This is a genomic window from Leucobacter sp. VD1 (assembly GCF_037150695.1).
Taxonomy (GTDB): Bacteria; Actinomycetota; Actinomycetes; order Actinomycetales; family Microbacteriaceae; genus Leucobacter.
Map to the genome: position 1 here is coordinate 729,283 of NZ_JBBCPO010000002.1, position 17,049 is coordinate 746,331.

12 protein-coding genes and 1 tRNA gene are annotated in these 17,049 nt (G+C 67.7%); 10 read left to right on the top strand and 3 right to left on the bottom strand.

Going from position 1 to position 17,049, the window contains the following annotated elements; all coding sequences use genetic code 11:
- Nucleotides 1-8 precede the first annotated feature (8 nt).
- Nucleotides 9-464: a MarR family winged helix-turn-helix transcriptional regulator gene (locus tag WFL22_RS08745; protein ID WP_336992343.1), complete on the bottom strand. Its 456-nt coding sequence runs from the start codon at nt 462-464 to the stop codon at nt 9-11.
- A 26-nt stretch (nt 465-490) separates the two neighbouring features.
- Nucleotides 491-1,678, bottom strand: coding sequence for a CE1758 family FMN-dependent luciferase-like monooxygenase (locus tag WFL22_RS08750; RefSeq protein WP_336992344.1), 1,188 nt, complete (start codon nt 1,676-1,678; stop codon nt 491-493).
- Nucleotides 1,679-1,861: 183 nt separating this feature from the next.
- Here WFL22_RS08750 and WFL22_RS08755 point away from each other — a divergent pair, with 183 nt between their 5' ends.
- The 3 genes from WFL22_RS08755 (at nt 1,862) to WFL22_RS08765 (ending at nt 5,531) form a co-directional block, all read left to right on the top strand.
- Nucleotides 1,862-2,620: an ATP-binding cassette domain-containing protein gene (locus WFL22_RS08755; protein ID WP_336652256.1), complete on the top strand. Its 759-nt coding sequence runs from the start codon at nt 1,862-1,864 to the stop codon at nt 2,618-2,620.
- Nucleotides 2,621-2,654: 34 nt separating this feature from the next.
- Nucleotides 2,655-4,886 (top strand): YhgE/Pip domain-containing protein, encoded by a 2,232-nt coding sequence (locus WFL22_RS08760; protein WP_336992346.1) that lies wholly within the window; start codon nt 2,655-2,657, stop codon nt 4,884-4,886.
- Nucleotides 4,887-4,961: 75 nt separating this feature from the next.
- Nucleotides 4,962-5,531, top strand: coding sequence for a TetR/AcrR family transcriptional regulator (locus tag WFL22_RS08765; RefSeq protein WP_336652254.1), 570 nt, complete (start codon nt 4,962-4,964; stop codon nt 5,529-5,531).
- 145 nt (nt 5,532-5,676) lie between these two features.
- Here the strand turns inward: WFL22_RS08765 and WFL22_RS08770 are convergent, their stop codons facing one another.
- On the bottom strand, nt 5,677-6,879 hold the full coding sequence (locus WFL22_RS08770; RefSeq protein WP_336992347.1) for a pyridoxal phosphate-dependent aminotransferase: 1,203 nt from the start codon (nt 6,877-6,879) through the stop codon (nt 5,677-5,679).
- Nucleotides 6,880-7,126: 247 nt separating this feature from the next.
- On the opposite strand from WFL22_RS08770, the gene WFL22_RS08775 reads away from it, so the two are divergent.
- The 7 genes from WFL22_RS08775 to WFL22_RS08805 all read left to right on the top strand — a co-directional run bounded on the left by WFL22_RS08775 (nt 7,127) and on the right by WFL22_RS08805 (nt 16,992).
- Nucleotides 7,127-7,202, top strand: a tRNA-Trp gene (locus WFL22_RS08775).
- 51 nt (nt 7,203-7,253) lie between these two features.
- The gene (gene secE / locus WFL22_RS08780; protein WP_336652252.1) at nt 7,254-7,529 is read left to right on the top strand and encodes a preprotein translocase subunit SecE; all 276 of its coding nucleotides are present in this window, start codon (nt 7,254-7,256) and stop codon (nt 7,527-7,529) included.
- 55 nt (nt 7,530-7,584) lie between these two features.
- A complete protein-coding gene (gene nusG / locus WFL22_RS08785; RefSeq protein ID WP_336992348.1) occupies nt 7,585-8,385 on the top strand; it encodes a transcription termination/antitermination protein NusG in 801 nt (266 codons plus the stop codon).
- A gap of 277 nt (nt 8,386-8,662) precedes the next feature.
- On the top strand, nt 8,663-9,094 hold the full coding sequence (gene rplK, locus WFL22_RS08790; RefSeq protein ID WP_017884363.1) for a 50S ribosomal protein L11: 432 nt from the start codon (nt 8,663-8,665) through the stop codon (nt 9,092-9,094).
- A 12-nt stretch (nt 9,095-9,106) separates the two neighbouring features.
- Nucleotides 9,107-9,796, top strand: a complete 690-nt coding sequence (rplA, locus tag WFL22_RS08795) for a 50S ribosomal protein L1 (RefSeq protein ID WP_336652250.1) — start codon at nt 9,107-9,109, stop codon at nt 9,794-9,796.
- A gap of 156 nt (nt 9,797-9,952) precedes the next feature.
- The gene (locus WFL22_RS08800; RefSeq protein ID WP_336992349.1) at nt 9,953-11,080 is read left to right on the top strand and encodes a serine/threonine-protein kinase; all 1,128 of its coding nucleotides are present in this window, start codon (nt 9,953-9,955) and stop codon (nt 11,078-11,080) included.
- Nucleotides 11,080-16,992, top strand: coding sequence for an Ig-like domain-containing protein (locus tag WFL22_RS08805; RefSeq protein ID WP_336992351.1), 5,913 nt, complete (start codon nt 11,080-11,082; stop codon nt 16,990-16,992). Before WFL22_RS08800 ends, WFL22_RS08805 begins: the two co-directional genes overlap by 1 nt.
- Nucleotides 16,993-17,049 lie beyond the last annotated feature (57 nt).

Genomic DNA, 17,049 nt, shown 5'->3' on the forward strand with positions numbered 1-17,049 from the left:
GGCGCGGTTCAGGCGTCTTGTTGGGGGCGTTCTACGATGCGGGTGCAGAGTTCGCGCAGTTCGCGCATCTGCGCGGGCGAGAGCGCGGCGCCGAGTTCGCGCCCGATGCTCTTTGCGTGCGCGCGACCGATCTCGCGTTGCACGCGGGTGCCATCCTCGGTGAGTGAGATGCGCACTGCGCGTCCGTCATCGGGGTCGGCTTCGCGGCGCAGCAGGCCGCGCGCGGCGAGACGATCGATCATGCGCGAGAGGGCCGGTTGGCTGAGCAGCACGCCGTCTTGAATTTCGCAGAGCCGCAGGGGCCCGTCGCTTTTCGAGAGCGTGTAGAGCACGTCGTACTCGCGCATGCCCGCTTCGCCCCACATATCCTCGGCCGCAAACAGGGCGGTGAGGCGTGCGTGGGCGGTCATGAGGGATTCCCAGGCCTCGTTGGCGAGCCTGAGGTCGATGCGTTCGGTGCGCATGGGGTTCTCCGATCAGGGGGGGCGGATCAGCGGAGGCCGAAGCTGGCGCCTGGTGCTGCGGCGCTGTCGAGGTAGGGCGATCCGCCCGTCACGTTATCACCGCGGTTCGCGCGGGGTCGCGGCTGCCGCGGGGCTTCGTCGCCGTACTTGGCGCGCACGAGACTTGCGTGGCTGGGCGATTCTGGCACCTCGGGATCGCGCCGTGCGGCGAGTTCGCGGCGCAGCACGGGAATGACCTCTTCGCCGAGCAGGTCGAGCTGTTCGAGCACGGTTTTGAGGGGGAGGCCGGCGTGGTCGATGAGGAACATCTGACGTTGGTAGTCGCCGAAGGTGTCGCGGAAGGAAAGAGTTTTGTCGATGACTTCCTGCGGGCTGCCGACGGAGAGCGGGGTCTGGCTCATGAAGTCTTCCATGCGTGGGCCGTGGCCGTAGACGGGGGCTTCGTTGAAGTAGGGCCGGAAGCCGTTGATGGCGTCCTGCGACTTCTTCGCGACGAAGGCCTGGCCGCCGAGCCCGACGATGGCCTGCTTGGCGGTTCCGTGGCCGTAGTGCTCGTAGCGTTCGCGGTAGAAACTGATGAGGCGCAGCGAGTGCTCGCTGGGCGCGAAGATGTGGTTGGAGAAGAAGCCGTCGCCGTAGTAGGCCGCCTGTTCGGCGATCTCCGGGGTGCGGATCGAGCCGTGCCACACGAAGGGTGGCACGTCGTCGAGGGGTCGCGGAGTGCTGGTGAAGCCCTGCAGCGGCGTGCGGAAGTTGCCTTCGAAGTCGACGACGTCTTCGCGCCACAGGCGGTGCAGCAGGTTGTAGTTCTCGAGTGCGAGCGGCAGCGCGCTGCGGATGTCCTTGCCGAACCAGGGGTAGACGGGGGCGGTGTTGCCGCGGCCGAGCATGAGATCCATGCGGCCCTGGGCGAGGTGCTGCAGCATCGCGTATTCCTCGGCGATGCGCACGGGGTCGTTCGTGGTGATGAGCGTGGTGCTGGTGCTGAGTTTGAGTGTTTCGGTCTGCGCCGCGAGGTAGGCGAGGAAGGTGGTGGGGGTTGATGAGAAGAAGGGCGGGTTGTGGTGCTCACCGATGGCGAAGACGTCGAAGCCAACCTCTTCGGCGTGCTTCGCGATGGTGGCGAGGCCTTGAATGCGCTCGGCCTCGCTGGGGGTTTCGCCGCTGACCGGGTCGCGGGTCACGTCGCTGACCGAGAAGATCCCGAATTCCATGGGGGGCTCCGTTTCTGTTGATGCGCTAATTATATGCGCTTGCATGTAAATCTAACGCGCATGACCCGTGGGTATTCCCGTGGGGTTTCGGCGGCTTGCCCGCGGCCTGGTTGACGCGGGCGGATCCTCGTTTTAGACTGACTAGTCAGTTTAGAAATTGAGCATTGAATCGACAGGAGCGACGTGAGTACCACTCAAACCGTCGTCATCGCGGCAGCACCAGGCGAGGATCGCGCAGCGCGCGGATCTGCCCCCGACCACGCACCCGCCGCCGACCCCACCCGCGGGCAGCACACCATCGAGCTACGGGCAGCGCACCTGAGCGGCCCCCGCGGCCCCGTTTTCGGCCCCCTGACCGTCACCAGCAGCACCCCCGTCACCATCGTGCTCGGCTCACGCGGCAGCGGCCGCACCTCACTGCTGCTCGCCATCGCCGGCCGCATGCGACTCTCCGGCGGATCGCTCACCACCCTCGGCGCCACCACACCCGCCGAGATCCGCCGCCTCACCGGCGTCGTCGGCTTCGAAGCCGTCGACGCCCTCGAACCCTCCGTCACACTTGCGGCCTCGCTGCGCGAACGCCTCGGCTGGGCCCTGCCCTGGTACCGGCGCACCCCCCGCATCACCCCGCAGCTCGCCCGCGAACTGCTCGCCGACGCATTCGGAGACCTCGAACAGCCCGACCCTGCGCTGCTTGTACGCGACCTCAGCCCCGCCGAAGAAATGCTCGTGCGCGTCTCTCTCGCCCTCATCGAGCAGCCGCGGCTGCTCGTCATCGACGACTTCGACGCCCTCCGAGACCCCGCTGAGCGGGCTCTCGTCGCCGAACGCCTCAGCGACCTCGCGCAGCGAGGGATCCGCATCGTCGCAGCAAGCAGCGACCCCGGTGATGCCGCACTGTTCGCGGCAACCGCGCCCGCTCCCACCCTCATCGAGCTCTGAGCGGCCGCAAGCCGCAGCAGCAAAAGGAACCCCCATGTCACTGTTCACCCGCAGCACCGAGCTGAAGCGCTTCCGCCAAGGCACCCTGCCGAAGATCGCCCTCGGCGTGCTGCTCGTCATCCCCCTCATCTACGGCGCCCTCTACCTCTGGGCGTTCTGGGCACCCACCGACAACCTCAACAAACTGCCCGTCGCCATCGTCAATCTCGACGAAGCCGCCGAAAAACCCGACGGCTCCCAACTCACCGCGGGCGACGACGTGCTCCAACAACTGCAGGAAGGCGGAGACCTCGACTGGCAGCCACTCGACGCCGCAGCCGCAGCGCGTGCCGTCGGCGACGGCGACGTCTACTTCTCCGTCACCATTCCGCGCGACTTCTCCAGCACCCTCGCCGGACTGCAAGACGACCCCAAAGCCGGTGAAATTGAAGTCGTCTACAACGACAACAACTCCTTCCTCGCATCCACCCTCGGCAAGCAGGCCATGGTGCAACTGCGCGACGCTGTTGGCGAAACAGCTACCCGCACCGCAGCCGAACAGGTGCTCGTCGGCGTCGAGAAACTCAGCGACGGCACCCGAAAGGCTGCCGACGCAGCAGGCACCCTCGAAGCCGGCACCGCGCAAGTCGCAGACGGCAGCAGCAAACTCAGCGCCGGACTCGGCGAACTTGCCGCAGGCACCGCGCAGATCGCCGAGAAATCCCCCGAACTCGTCGAAGGCACGCAACGCCTCGCCAGCGGAGCAGATCGCGCACGCGACGGCAGCGTAAAGCTCAGCGCCGGGGCCGGCACCCTCGCATCGAAGACCGCCGAGCTGGCGGCGGGCAGCCAAGCCCTCGCCGACGGCACCCACAAGCTCGCCGAATCGGGCGCGAGCCTCGCTGACAATGTGACTGCGCTCTCCGGTGGCATCGCGCACCTCAGCGCCGGTGCGGGCCAGCTCGACGCAGCAGCGGCGTCGGTAACGAGCGGTGCCGCAGGCGTGAGCGCCGGTGCGGAGCAGCTCGCCAGCGGTGCCGAGAGCATCGCCGGCCTCGCTGCACAGAACCCTGCGATGACGCTCGCAGAACTCGACGCCGCGCTGCAGTCGCGCGGATCCTCGATCCAGGCCTTCGCGGCCGGCGCAGGACAGCTGCGCGATAGCTCGGCCCTGCTCGCCGACGGCACCACCCGGCTCGCCGGGGGCGCCGCCGATCTCAATGCTTCGCTGCAACAGGCATCCGGCAAGTCGCAGCTGCTCGCCGCCGGGGCCGGACAACTGCGCGACGGCGCCGCTCAGCTCGATGAGAAGACGGGCCTGCTCAGCGCGGGTGCCGCGCAACTCTCCGACGGCGCACACACGCTCGCTTCGAAGAGCGGGGAGCTCGCGAGTGGCGTGCAGCAGGTGTCGGCCGGAGCGGGCGCGCTCGCCTCGAAAACGCCAGAACTCGCCGCCGGTGCGCAGAAGCTCGATGCCGGCGCGCAGCAGGCGAGCGAGAAGTCGCAGGAGCTCGCCGAGGGGGCTGGCAAGGTCGACGACGGGGCCGGCACTTTCGCGAAGCAGCTGAGCGACGGCGCAGCCGAAGCCCCCGACTTTGCGCCGGGGCAGGGCGACCGCATCGCCGAGACCATGTCGGCGCCGGTGCAGCTCGACGAGCACACCGAAAACGCAGTTCAGGGCTTCGGCGAGGGCTTCGCCCCGTTCTTCATCGCGCTCGCCTCCTTCGTGGGGGCGCTCATCACCTGGTTGATTCTGCGCCCGCTGCCGCGCCGCCCGCTCGCATCGAACGTGTCGGGGCTGCGGTCAGTGCTCACCGGCTTCTGGCCCGCCGCGCTCATCGGCGTGGGCCAGGTGGTCATCATGATGCTCGTGCTGGTCTTCGGCATCGGCATGCGCCCCGCGCACTGGATGGGCATGGCCGGGTTCATGCTGCTCGTCACCCTCGCCTTCCTCGCGCTGCAACAGATGTTCATCGCGCTGCTCGGCACCGCGACAGGCCGCGTGGTGAGCCTTGTGCTGCTGATGCTCATGCTGTCCTCGTCGGGAGGCACCTACCCTGTCGAGACGACCCCCGCGTTCTTCCAGGCCCTGCACCCCTTCATGCCCGCCTCCTACGTGGTCGAGGGGCTGCGGCAGCTCATCGGCGGCGGCATCGACGCCCGGTTCTGGGGGTCGCTGCTAGTAATGCTGGGCGTGCTCATCGGGTCGCTCGCGATCAGCGCAGTCGCGGCTCGCCGGCAGAAGGTGTGGACGATCAAGCGTCTGCACCCCGAGCTCGCCATCTGAGGCGCGAGACCACTCGTCTCCGCGCCCCACCGTTCAAGGGTGGGGCGCGGAGACGGGGTACGAGAGGATAGGACCATGGCACGGGTCAACACGAAGCAGCTCATCACCGAGGCGGCGGTGCGGGTGGCCGCGCAGCACGGGATCAGCGGTGCGTCGATGGATCAGATCGCCGAGGCCGCGGGAGTGGCGAAGGGCAGCCTCTACTACAACTTTTCGTCGAAGGACGCGATCTTCGAGCAGGTGATGCGCGACGGCTTCGATCGACTCGGGGCGGCCATCGATGAAGCGCGCGAACGGGCATCGGATGAGCCGGCTCAGCTACCGAGGGCGGTCGCCGCGGCCACCCTCGAAACCCTGCGCGGCAACCTCGACCTCGCGAAGCTCATGGCGTCCGAAGTGTTCCGCACCGACCGGCCCTGGGCCGGTGCGATGGAACTCGCGCGCTCCTCGGTGATAGTGCGCTACCGTGACGTGCTGCGCGAGGCCGAAGCCGCACGGGGCGGTCGCGGTGCGGGGGAGGAGATCACCGAGACCGCCGGAGCGGCCTTCTTCGGTGCGCTCGCGGGTGCCTGCCTCGACTGGCTGCTGTTCCGCAGCGATCAGAGCGTCGACCAGGTGCTCGACCAGGTGCTGCGCTGCCAGTGAGCGCCGGAGGCCGGGGCGCCAGGGCCGGAGGCCGGGCATCGGCCGGGCAGTGCCCGGCGCGCCGAGGCGGATGCGCGAAGGGCCGGTCGGGATCTTGCGATCCCGACCGGCCCTTCGACTCTGAGAGGCGGTGGCCCCGCAGGCGCTACTCGCTGAGCAGTGCCTGGATGCGGCGCACACCCTCGACCAGCGCTTCATCGCCCAGTGCGTAGCTGAAACGCAGGTAGCCCGAGGGGCCGAACGCCTCACCGGGAACCGCGGCCACCTCGGCCTCGGAGAGGATGAGGTCTGCCAGCTCGAGCGAGGTCGTGGGGGTGACGCCGCGGACCTCGCGGCCGAGCGCACCGGTCACGTCGACGTAGGCGTAGAAGGCGCCCTCGGGGGTGGGGCAGTGGAAGCCCGGCACGCGGTTGAGTTCTTCGACGATGAGCTTGCGGCGGCGGTCAAATGCGAGACGCATCTGCTCGATCGGCTCCTGGGGGCCGGTGAGTGCTGCAATCGCCGCGCGCTGCGCGATGTTGTTGACGTTTGAGCAGAGGTGCGACTGCAGATTCGCGGCACCCTTCATGACGTCGGCGGGGCCGACCATCCAGCCCAGACGCCAGCCCGTCATCGCGTAGGTCTTCGCAACACCGTTCACGAGGATCGTGCGATCCTGCAGGGCCGGCACGGCCTCGACGATCGACACGGCGCGCACCCCGTCGTACACGAGGTTCTGGTAGATCTCGTCGGCGACCACCCACAGGCCGTTCGCCTCAGCCCACTCACCGATCGCGCGGGTTTCTTCCGGCGAGTACACAGCGCCCGTCGGGTTCGAGGGCGACACGAAGAGCAGCACCTTGGTGCGCTCGGTGCGGGCGGCTTCGAGCTGGTCGACGGTCACCTTGTAGCCCTGATCCGCGCCGGCGAACACCTCGACGGGTACACCGTCGGCGAGCTGGATCGCCTCGGGGTAGGTGGTCCAGTACGGTGCCGGCACCAGCACCTCGTCGCCCGGATCGAGCAGCACCTGGAACGACTGGTAGACGGCCTGCTTGCCACCGTTCGTCACGATCACCTGCGAGGCGGGAACGTTCCAGCCCGAGTCGCGCGCGGTCTTCGCGGCGATCGCTTCGCGCAGCTCGGGAAGGCCCGTGGCAGCGGTGTAGCGGAAGTTCTTCGGGTCGTCGAGCGCGGCGCGAGCAGCGTCGACGATGTGCTGGGGGGTTGCGAAATCGGGTTCGCCTGCGGCGTAGCTGATCACGGGGCGGCCCTCGGCCTGGAGGGCCTTCGCCTTGGCGTCGACCTTGAGGGTCGCGGACTCGGCGATAGCGGCGATCTTCTTCGAAAGACGGGAGGTAGTGGTCACCTGCACAAGCCTACCCGCTGAAGGATGCCGGGAGCGGTGTCTCGGAGAGGGATCCCAGGTCGCGGCGGGTTGTTCAGGCGCAGCAGCGGCGCCGCCCCGTCGTCACGCGCTGGTCCGTTGGCGAGGTAGCGGCGAGGCGGTGCCGGTTCGACAAGCGGGGTCGGATCGCGTAGAGTGATCCACGGTGATTGACTTTCACCAAAATTTTTTATGCCCTCAGGGGCTAAGGTGAGAGTCCCAATCCCTTAGGGCGGTGGCGCAATTGGTAGCGCAGCGGTCTCCAAAACCGCAGGTTGCAGGTTCGAGTCCTGTCCGCCCTGCCACATCCCGCTCGGGGCGAGAGCCCCGGGTGGGTGGATCGAAAGGACACGCGAGTGAGCAGCAGTGAAGTCGAGGAGAGCGGCGGCGGCCTGGTCGAGCGCGCCAAGGCTGATCGCGCTGCGAAGCGCAATTGGTTCAGCCGAATCATCCTGTTCGTCCAGCAGGTTATCGCCGAGCTGAAGAAGGTCGTCACCCCGACCCGCAAAGAACTCGTCAACTTCACCCTCGTGGTGATCGCGTTCGTCCTGATCATGATGGGCCTCGTGTGGGTGCTCGATCAGGCCTTCGGCTGGGTGACCGTCTTCATCTTCGGTACGCCGCTCGCCTGACCTGCGGGCCGGTGAGCGTCCGATCCCGAACCCCGATCAATGAAAGCAAGAGCAGATGACGAGCGAGAACAAGAACCCTGAGGCCGAGCTCGACGCGGCGCTCGACGCACTGGTGCAGTCGACCGATCCGGTCGCCGACGCCGCAGTGGAGGATGCGCTCGACATCGACAGCGCTGAGGAGGCGGCTGCCGCCGCCAACGCGATCGTCGACGAAGAGGTTGAGGATGAGGCCGAGTCGGCCGAAGACCCCTACAAGGCCTTCAAGAAGGATCTGCGCCGTCGCCCGGGCAAGTGGTTCGTGATCCACACCTACGCCGGCTACGAGCGCAAGGTGAAGTCCAACCTCTGGAACCGTCGCGAGACCATGGGTGCCGTAGATGACATCTACGAGATCCAGGTCCCCATGGAAGAGGTCATGGAGGTCAAGAACGGCCAGCGCAAGATGGTCACGCGCGTGCGCATCCCCGGCTACGTGCTCGTTCGCATGAACCTCACCGAGACCACCTGGTCGGTTGTGCGTCACACCCCCGGTGTGACCGGCTTCGTGGGCAACGCCCACAACCCGGTGCCGCTGCGCCTCAACGAGGCATTCGAGATGCTCAAGAGCACCGTCGAGTTCGAGCCGGCCGCCGCAGCCAAGGGCAAGGCAGCTGCGAACGCAGCCGCACAGGGCAACGTCGAGATCGACTTCGAGATCGGTGAGACCATCACCATCAAGTCGGGTTCCTTCGAGGGTCTGCCCGGCACGATCAGCGAGATCAACCCCGCCGCTGGCAAGCTCACAGTGCTCGTTTCGCTGTTCGAGCGCGAGACCCCGGTCGAGCTCAGCTTCGACCAGGTCACCAAGATGGTCTGATCCACAGCTTCTCCTACGAAGGGCCCCGCTCCGGCGGGGCCCTTCGTGCGTCTCCGGGCTGACTGAGACCTCCGCGGCCCGGTGATCGCTGCGCTGGGTGGCGCGGGTCGCGGGGAGCTCGGGGTGCGAGATCGGGGCGGATCCGCTAGAATTATGTGGTTTGCGTCTGCGCGCCTCTCATGGTGCGCGCAACGCAGGTGAACACCGCACCCCGGACCGGCCGGGGAACGCGGGAGAGCACGCGCAATCGCGCGGGTTCGATCGAAAGGAAACAATCATGGCAAAGGCCAAGAAGGTTACCGGTCTGATCAAGCTTCAGATCGCAGCCGGCGCCGCCAACCCGGCACCCCCCGTGGGTCCCGCGCTGGGTCAGCACGGCGTCAACATCATGGAGTTCTGCAAGGCCTACAACGCGGCCACGGAATCCCAGCGCGGCAACATCGTGCCCGTCGAGATCACCGTCTACGAAGATCGCTCCTTCACCTTCGTTCTGAAGACCCCTCCGGCAGCTGAGCTGCTGAAGAAGGCGGCCGGCGTGCAGAAGGGCTCCGGCACCCCTCACACCGTCAAGGTGGCAAAGGTGACGGCCGAGCAGGTCCGCGCGATCGCCGAGCAGAAGCAGGCTGATCTCAACGCGAACGACCTCGATGCAGCATCGAAGATCATCGCCGGCACCGCCCGTTCCATGGGCATCACGGTCGAAGGCTAAGGGGTAGGACACATGGCACAGAAGTCGAAGGCGTACCGCGCCGCTGCCGAGAAGATTCAGGCAGACAAGTTCTACACTCCCGCCGAGGCCGTGGCCCTGGCGAAGGAGACCGGTTCCACCAAGACCGACTCGACCGTCGAGGTCGCCGTCAAGCTCGGTGTGGATCCCCGCAAGGCCGACCAGATGGTGCGCGGCACCGTCAACCTGCCCCACGGCACCGGCAAGACCGCACGCGTCATCGTGTTCGCGGTGGGCGCTGCTGCTGAGGCAGCCATCGCCGCCGGCGCTGACGAGGTGGGCGGCGACGAGCTGATCGAGAAGGTGGCCGCTGGCTACACCGACTTCGATTCGGCTGTTGCGACCCCCGAGCTCATGGGCAAGGTTGGTCGTCTGGGTAAGGTGCTCGGCCCCCGCGGCCTGATGCCCAACCCCAAGACCGGCACCGTCACCCCGAACACGGCGAAGGCCGTCGAGGATATCAAGGGCGGCAAGATCGAGTTCCGCGTCGACAAGCACGCCAACGTGCACTTCATCGTCGGCAAGGCTTCGTTCTCGGCTGAGCAGCTCACCGACAACATCAACTCGGTGCTCGAGGAGATCTCGCGCCTCAAGCCGTCGTCGGCCAAGGGCAAGTACGTGCAGAAGGGCGCCGTTTCGACGACCTTCGGCCCGGGCATCCCGCTCGACGTTTCTGGCCTGTAAGGCTTCACCCTCGGGTTGCGCCGCCCCCGCTCTCTTCGGAGAGCGGGGGCGGCGTTGTTTGTGCGGCCCTCTTTTCCAACACCTGTCGGCGGGGCCTGCGATCGTGCTTTAGCATGGTGCATATGTTTCAGTGGGCGGCAGCGAGCGTGATCGGTCATGGCTGACGCGGCCGCGATCAGCCCCCCGCGCATCTCGGGCTTCAACTACGTTCAGCCGCTCGGTTCGGGCGGCTTTGCGCATGTGTACCAGTACGAGCAGAACATGCCGCGGCGCATGGTCGCGGTGAAGGTGCTGATGGGCGGCGACAGTCTTGCTGCGCTGGTCGCGTCGCATGAGGAGCGTTCGGCATTCGAGGCTGAGGCCGACGCGATGGCGAGGCTGTCCAGTCACCCCTCGATCGTGTCGATTTTCGCGGCGAGTATTTCGAGTGATGGCTACCCATACATCGCAATGGAGTTCTGCCCGGAGTCGTTCAGGCATCGCTCCAATGGCAGTCCCATTCCGCTGAACGAGGTGCTCGACGCGGGTGTGCGTTTGGCGGGGGCTTTGGAGACTGCGCACAGGGCAGGGATTCTGCACCGTGACATCAAGCCCTCGAATGTGCTGCTCGCGACGACGGGCCGGCCGGTGCTCGCCGATTTCGGCATTGTGTCACTGCGCGGTCAGATGCACGGTGCGGGCACGAGCGAAGCGATGTCGATTCCGTGGGCGGCGCCCGAGGTGATCGAGCGGTCGACGGCTGGCACCCCGGCGAGTGAGGTGTGGTCGCTTGCGGCGACGCTGTATACCTTCGCGGCTGGTCGTTCGCCGTTTTCCAGTGGCGGCGGTGTGAAGGACAAGCGCTCTGCGATGAGCGATCGTATCGTGCGTGCCGTGTACACCCCGGTGCCGGGGGCGCAGGGGTATGAAGCCTTTGACGGGGTGATGGCGACGGCGATGGCGAAGCAGCCGGAGCGACGCTATGCCACGATGCAGCAGTTCGGAGAGGCGTTGCAGCAGTTGCAGCGCCACTACGGTTTCGATGTGACACCGCTTGATGTGGTGCGGCAGGAGTGGATTCCGCCGGCTGCTCCGGCGGTGGGGGTGCGGGGCCCTGTGGTGTCGAGCGTGCGGCCTGAAGGGCGGGCGCAGCGGCGTGCCGAGCTCGAACGCGATCGCGCGGCTGCTGAGCACTCGCGGGGAGAGCGGGGCGCGGTGTTGCGGCCGGTGCTGATCGGGGCGGGCTCGGCGGTGGGTGTGCTGCTGCTTGCGGCGACCGTGTTCGCGGTTGTAGGCGGTCGCTGATGGCGCGCGGAGGTCGTTCCCCTGGCCGCCGCTCGCGTCTGGTCACCTGGGTGTCGGGGGTTGCGGCGCTGGCGATGATCGGCACGATCGCGGTGGTGGCTGCGGGCTATGATGCGCGGGAGATTCCACGCGAGGAGCCTGCTGTGTGGGCGATGCGCGGCTCCGGCCAGTATGCGCGCGTGAATACGCTCACGGGTGAGATCGATACGGTGCGCCGGGTTGACGATCCGAGCGGTGTGCTGCAGTCGGGGTCGCGCGGCGTGGTGCTGAGCCACGGTGACGGGCGCCTATGGAGCATCGATCCGACGATGCCTCGTGATTTTGTTGACGATGGCGGATCGGCGCAGCCTGCAGCCGACTCCGAGTCAACGGGTTCGGCGGTGTCGGATGAGGTGTCGGCGGCGTCGCGCACGCCTGAGGGTACGCGTGACACGGTGACGGCCGGGGATTCGGTGCTGTTTCGCACAGAAGATGGCGAGGTCTTCCTGTCGCGCTTCGAGGAGGGGTCTGAGCGGGGTCTGTCGGATCCGGTGCTGCTCGACCCGCTCGCCGACACTGATGGTGTCGGCGCTGCCGATGCTGCAGACGAGGATGGCGTGGCAGAGGAGACGCCGGGGTTCTCGGCGAGCGCCGTGGCGATCGATGGGGAAGGCCGCGCGTTGCTCTTCTCGGCGGAGACCCGGGAGCTGCGCTGGTACGACGTTGCACGTGAGAGCTTTACCCGCAGCGAGGAGTCCCCAGCGGGGGTGCCGGGGGAAGGCGTGCAGCTCGCGATCATCGATGGTCGTTGGGTGCTGTTCGATGCTGAGTCTGGTCGTTTGTGGTGGGAGGGGGCCGAGCGGCCGGTCGAGTTCGACGCCGATGCCGGGGCGGTGCTGCAAGCCTCGGGTGCGGAGGGCGCTGAAGCTTTGGTGGCCGATGGTTCAGGGCTGTGGGGCGTGACTGCGGATCGCGCGAAGCGTCTGGAGCAGGCCGACGGGGTTCCCGCACAGCCGATCGAGCTGGGTGGCGTGCGCTATGCAGCGTGGGTGGGACAGAACGCAGCGCAGTTGTGGTCGTCGACCGCGGGCGCTGCGAAGCTCGATCTCGACGAAACAGTGGATATGCCCGGGCGGCCCGATCCGGTGCTGCGCTCGAACGGCACGAGTGCGTTGCTGTCCGAGCAGGTCACCGGCATGATGTGGACGCTGCCCGAGGGGCGACTGATCCCGCTTGAGCAATGGTCGCTTGTCGACCCACCCAAGGAGCGCAGTGGTGTCGTCGTGGTCGACGACGTTACCGAGCAGGAGCCCCCGGTGGCTGTGGCCGACGAGTTCGGGGTGCGCGAGGGTGAGCCGGCACCGTTGCCGGTGCTGCTCAACGATTTCGACCCGAACCGTAAGGATGTGCTCACGATCGTGCCTGACGGGCTCGGCGCAGACCTGCCGGAGTCGTTCGGCACGGTGGCGATGCTCACGGATGCGCAGTCGATCGTGGTGCAGCCGAAGCCGGGTGCGAAGGGTTCGGCGACGTTCAGCTACCGCATCACCGACGGCGTGCTCACCTCGGAGCCGGCGACAGTCACTCTTACGGTGGTTGGCGACGACACCAACACTTCCCCGCAGTGGTGCCCGGTACAGGGGTGTCAGCGGGCGTGGCCGAGCCCAGAGCTCGCCCCCGGGGGCACCCTGGTGCTGCCGATCTTGGAGGGTTGGGTCGATCCTGAGGGCGATCCGCTGATGCTCGAATCTGCCGCGCCCGCCAACGTCAGCGACCCGGTGCGTGCGCTCGTTACGGCCGATGGCCGTTTGGCGCTGCGTCACACCGACCCCAACGCGCCCGACAGCGATGTGGCGGTGCAGGTGACGGTGGCCGATGCGCGCGGCGAGCGCACGGAGCGGGAGCTGACCGTGCAGATCCGCCGGAATGCGAAGTCGGAGATGGCCGCAATTGCGGCGACGGCGCAGGTGAATACGCCACTGACGGTGCGCCCGTTGACGCGCATCGTGGGCGGTTCGGGATCCTACGCGCTGGTCGACGCGAGCGTGCAGTCGGGTTCCGCGACCGCGACCGTCAATGCCGGAGCCGGCACGATCGAGATCACTGCGAAGGAGACCGGCGTGACCGTCGTTGCGCTGACCGCGCGCGACACAGGCACTGAGGCCGAGATTTCCGGCACCCTGCGGGTGACCGCTGTGGAGGCGCGGCCGAAGCTTGGCTTGCCGCCGTTGCGCGCTTTCGTGCGCCCCCTCGCCGACACCACGGTCGATGTGCTCGACGCCGTGCCTGGCGCGAACGGGCGTGCGCTCGTGGTGCGGGCAGCAAACGTGGTCGATGGTGAGTTGCGCACTGATGTGATTGAGCACGCACTGGTGCGGGTTTCGGGCAGCACGCCCGACGGCGCCCCTGGCAGGATCGGTGCGGCCGATGTGTCGGTGTCCGAGGGTGCCGATACCGCTGTGGGGCGTCTGACGGTGTTCCAGGTGCCAGACGCCGGCTCGGTGGGGGCAATTGCGGTGGCCGATGCTGCGACGGTGCGCGCGGGTGCGGTCGCCGATATCCCCGTGCTCGACAACGATGTGGCGCCGCCGGGGCAGCGACTCGTGCTGCATCCTGAAGTGGGCGGTTCCGGCGCGAAGGGCGAGCTCGCCTTCGCTTCTGGCAATACGCTGCGCTATCTCGCGCCGAGCGAACCTGGCACCTACACGCTCGGTTACACCACGTACAGCGCGAGTTCTCCTGAGGCCAGCGACGTGGGGCAGGTGCGGGTAACCGTGATGCCGCGCGACGGCAATCGGGCGCCTCAGCCGCGCACGCTCACGGTTCGGCTTGCGCCTGGAGAGCGGGCTACCGCGCAGGTGCCACTTTCCGGGGTGGACCCTGACGGCGATCGCGTGCGACTGACGGGCGTAAGCGCCTCGGATGACACGCAGGTCTCTGCGACCCTTTCGCCCCGCAGCTCGGCGGTGCAGCTAGAGGCTTCGAAGCAGGCTGACCCGGGGGTGCGCATGATGCAGTATGCGGTGCGTGATGAGTTCGGAGGCACCGGGGAGGGGCGTCTGCGGGTGATTGTCACCGAGGCGGACCCTGCTGGCGGGGCTCCGATCACCTACAGCGACTATGTGCGTCTCGCGAAGGGCGCTGCGGAGCCCGCGGTGGTGCGCCCCCTCGACAACGACATCGACCCCGCGAATGGCGAGCTCGAACTGCTCGAGGTGGTGCCGAATGTGCCCGGTGGGCGGGAGTCTCCGCAGTATCGTGACCTGCTCGCACGCCTGGACACTTCCGAGCTCGACAAGGGGCTGGTGTCGGTGCGCGGCGGCGACGATCTCGGCACGGTCTCATACCGATACACCGTGCGTTCGGCGAAGAGCACGAGCACCGCTGACGGCCTCATCGTGGTGCAGGTGTCGGCGCGTGTGGGGCAGCAGGCGCCCTCGGTGCTCGACACTGTGCTGTCGGCACGCGACCGCGCGGAGCTGGAGCGCGGCGGCGTCGATGTGGTCACCGACCGCGTCTACTGGGCAGCCGGTGATGCGCGGTCGTTGCAGATGACGGTGTGGGGTGCTGCGGCGGATCGCTTTACCGCTAAGGGCAATCGCATCGTCGGTAAGTACCGTGCCGAGGGTGATCTGGTGCCCTTCAAGCTTTCGGGTGTTGACCTCACGGGGCAGGAGGTCGAGACGTTCGGCTTCCTGGTGGTGCCGCCCCTCGACGAGCTGCGGCTGACGCTCAAGCCCGGTCTTGCACCGATCAGGGTCGATGAGGGCAAGTCTGTCGATGCGGCGCTCGCCGAGGTCGTCGATCTCGCGGCGGGTGACGAGGCCGAGTTCAAGGTGGGGGCGTTCCCCACGCAGCGTGCTCAGGCGAGTTGCGCGGCGAAGCATGCGACGGGCTTCAACTACGCTGCGGGCAAGGAAGCTCCCTGGAGCGACACCTGCCTGGTGTCGGTGAAGCTCACCGAACAGAAGGTTTGGACGCAACTGGCGGTGCCCGTCGAGATCGTGCCAACGTCGCCGGTCGCCGCACTCGAGACGATCACTCGCACGGTCGCACCGGGTGCTTCTGAGACGATCAACCTGATCGATATGGTGCGTTGGCAGGGCGGTCGTGAGGGCAAGCCCGGCGATCTGCGGTTCAGCGTGAGTGGTGGCGGGGGCAGCTTCGAGGTGGTGCCCGCCGGCTCGCAGCTGAGCGTCACGGCCCGCGCCGATGCGGTGCCTGGCAGCCAGGATGCGCTTGTGGTCACGGTCTCGGGCGCCGGCGAGAGTCAGGCACCGCTCACGCTGCGCGTGGGTGAGGCCGCGAAGGACACTCCGCGCGGTGCCACGGTGCAGCTGAATTGCACGGTGGGCTCGGCCTGTCAGGTACCGCTGATCGGTGCGCCTGGTGAGCATGATCCGTTCGCTGGCAAGAGCGGCGGCGGGCTGAAGCTGGAGGCTGTGTCTGGCGGATCGTGCGCCGTGGGCACCTTCCAGGCAGCCGGGAACTCGGTATCGGTTGCCTGGCCGAACGGGGCGAAGGGCCCAGGCGGGAAGTGCACGGCGTCGTTCACAGTGCGCGACGCACAGAACCGCATCGGTGAGGGCGTGATCGAGCTGGACGCGCAGGGGGTGCCTCGCGCGCCGGTCGCGATTTCGGCGGTGTCGTACACGTCAAGTTCGGTCACCCTTCGCGTGAGCCTCAGCGGCGAAGCTTCGCATCCCGCGACGGAGGGGGTGCGTCTGCGGATGGACGGTGCGGCGCAGTCGGGCAGCTGTTCCGGTTCGGGTGCCTCCTACGACTGCGTGGTGAGCGGTCTCGCCAACGGCGAGAAGCACAGTTTTACCGCTGTGGCCTTCAACTCGGTGGGCGAATCCGATCCCGCCGCGAACGCCGCCCAGGCGTGGGCCTACGAACGGCCCGAGCAGCCGCGGGTCGAAGCGAAGCAGATCTCTGCTGAGTCGCCCGACACCGGCACTGTGCGGCTGGATATCACCGGCAAGGACGGTACGAGAGGGTTCCGCATCGTGACACCGGCTGGTACGACGGCGCTGAGCGGTCAGAGCGGCACCGTGAGGATCGCGAGTCTGCCGGTTGGCGGGGCCGAGATCACGGTGGTGCCAGTGAGCGCGCATGAACCCCCGAGCGGCGACTCTGCGGAAGGGGCGAACTGGGCAGACACCGTGCAGCTGACTGGCCGGCCGGTGGTTTCGATCGCGGCTGGGAGCTCAGCTCAGGGCAGCGATGAGGCGACCGTGATCGTGAGCGTCGACTCACGCGGGGCCCCCGAGGCGAAGTGGGGTGTGAGCACGGGCGGCAGCTGCAGTCCGAACACCTCTGGCACCGGCGGCACCACATCGGTGACCGGCACGGCCTATCGCCCGCTTGAGGTGACGGCCTGCGCTGAGAACAAGTGGGGGGCTGCGCTCACCACGGCATCGGTTGTTGTGAACGTCGGTGGCACGCCCGCGCAGCCCATCGTCGAGTCTGGCTACACGATCCGCACCGACGCCGCAGTGTCGGGGTCGCTCGCGAGCTACGCGTTGGCCGCGGGCCCTGTGGTCTCGGCGAGCTCCGGCCACACCCTCGACTTCCGCGTGAACGGTGCGAGTGTCGGCGGCTCATTCCCCTCGACGGTGACGGCCGGCTCCACCTACAGCGTCGCGCAGTGCAAGAACGGCGTGTGCTCTGAAGCCGCCGCCATCACCGGCAATGCGCCCGGCCCCGTCACCGTCGACCTCGGCGGTTGCATCCCCTCCACGGCCTCCACAGCCGAGCTGCGCGCCCGCATCTCCGAGCACGCCCGCAGCTGGGCGCTGCCGAGTTTCGACCACGCTGCGGGCATTTTGACCGTGACCTGGACGGGGCTGTACGAGAACTTGCAGACGCTGACAGCGCCGGTGTGCGCCGAGCCAGATCCGCCATCGCCGACGCCACCCGGGAGCCCGTAACCACCAGGCGTCCCGCCACCCGCGACCGCACCCCGCACTGTCCGCAACACGAAGGAA

What these genes read in the sequence shown, in the direction of transcription:
- rplK (WP_017884363.1), top strand. Translation starts at nt 8,663, where the DNA reads ATGGCAAAGGCCAAGAAGGTTACCGGTCTGATCAAGCTTCAGATCGCA.
- WFL22_RS08800 (WP_336992349.1), top strand. Translation starts at nt 9,953, where the DNA reads ATGGCTGACGCGGCCGCGATCAGCCCCCCGCGCATCTCGGGCTTCAAC.
- WFL22_RS08760 (WP_336992346.1), top strand. Translation starts at nt 2,655, where the DNA reads ATGTCACTGTTCACCCGCAGCACCGAGCTGAAGCGCTTCCGCCAAGGC.
- WFL22_RS08805 (WP_336992351.1), top strand. Translation starts at nt 11,080, where the DNA reads ATGGCGCGCGGAGGTCGTTCCCCTGGCCGCCGCTCGCGTCTGGTCACC.
- WFL22_RS08750 (WP_336992344.1), bottom strand. Translation starts at nt 1,678, where the DNA reads ATGGAATTCGGGATCTTCTCGGTCAGCGACGTGACCCGCGACCCGGTC.
- WFL22_RS08765 (WP_336652254.1), top strand. Translation starts at nt 4,962, where the DNA reads ATGGCACGGGTCAACACGAAGCAGCTCATCACCGAGGCGGCGGTGCGG.
- rplA (WP_336652250.1), top strand. Translation starts at nt 9,107, where the DNA reads ATGGCACAGAAGTCGAAGGCGTACCGCGCCGCTGCCGAGAAGATTCAG.
- WFL22_RS08745 (WP_336992343.1), bottom strand. Translation starts at nt 464, where the DNA reads ATGCGCACCGAACGCATCGACCTCAGGCTCGCCAACGAGGCCTGGGAA.
- nusG (WP_336992348.1), top strand. Translation starts at nt 7,585, where the DNA reads ATGACGAGCGAGAACAAGAACCCTGAGGCCGAGCTCGACGCGGCGCTC.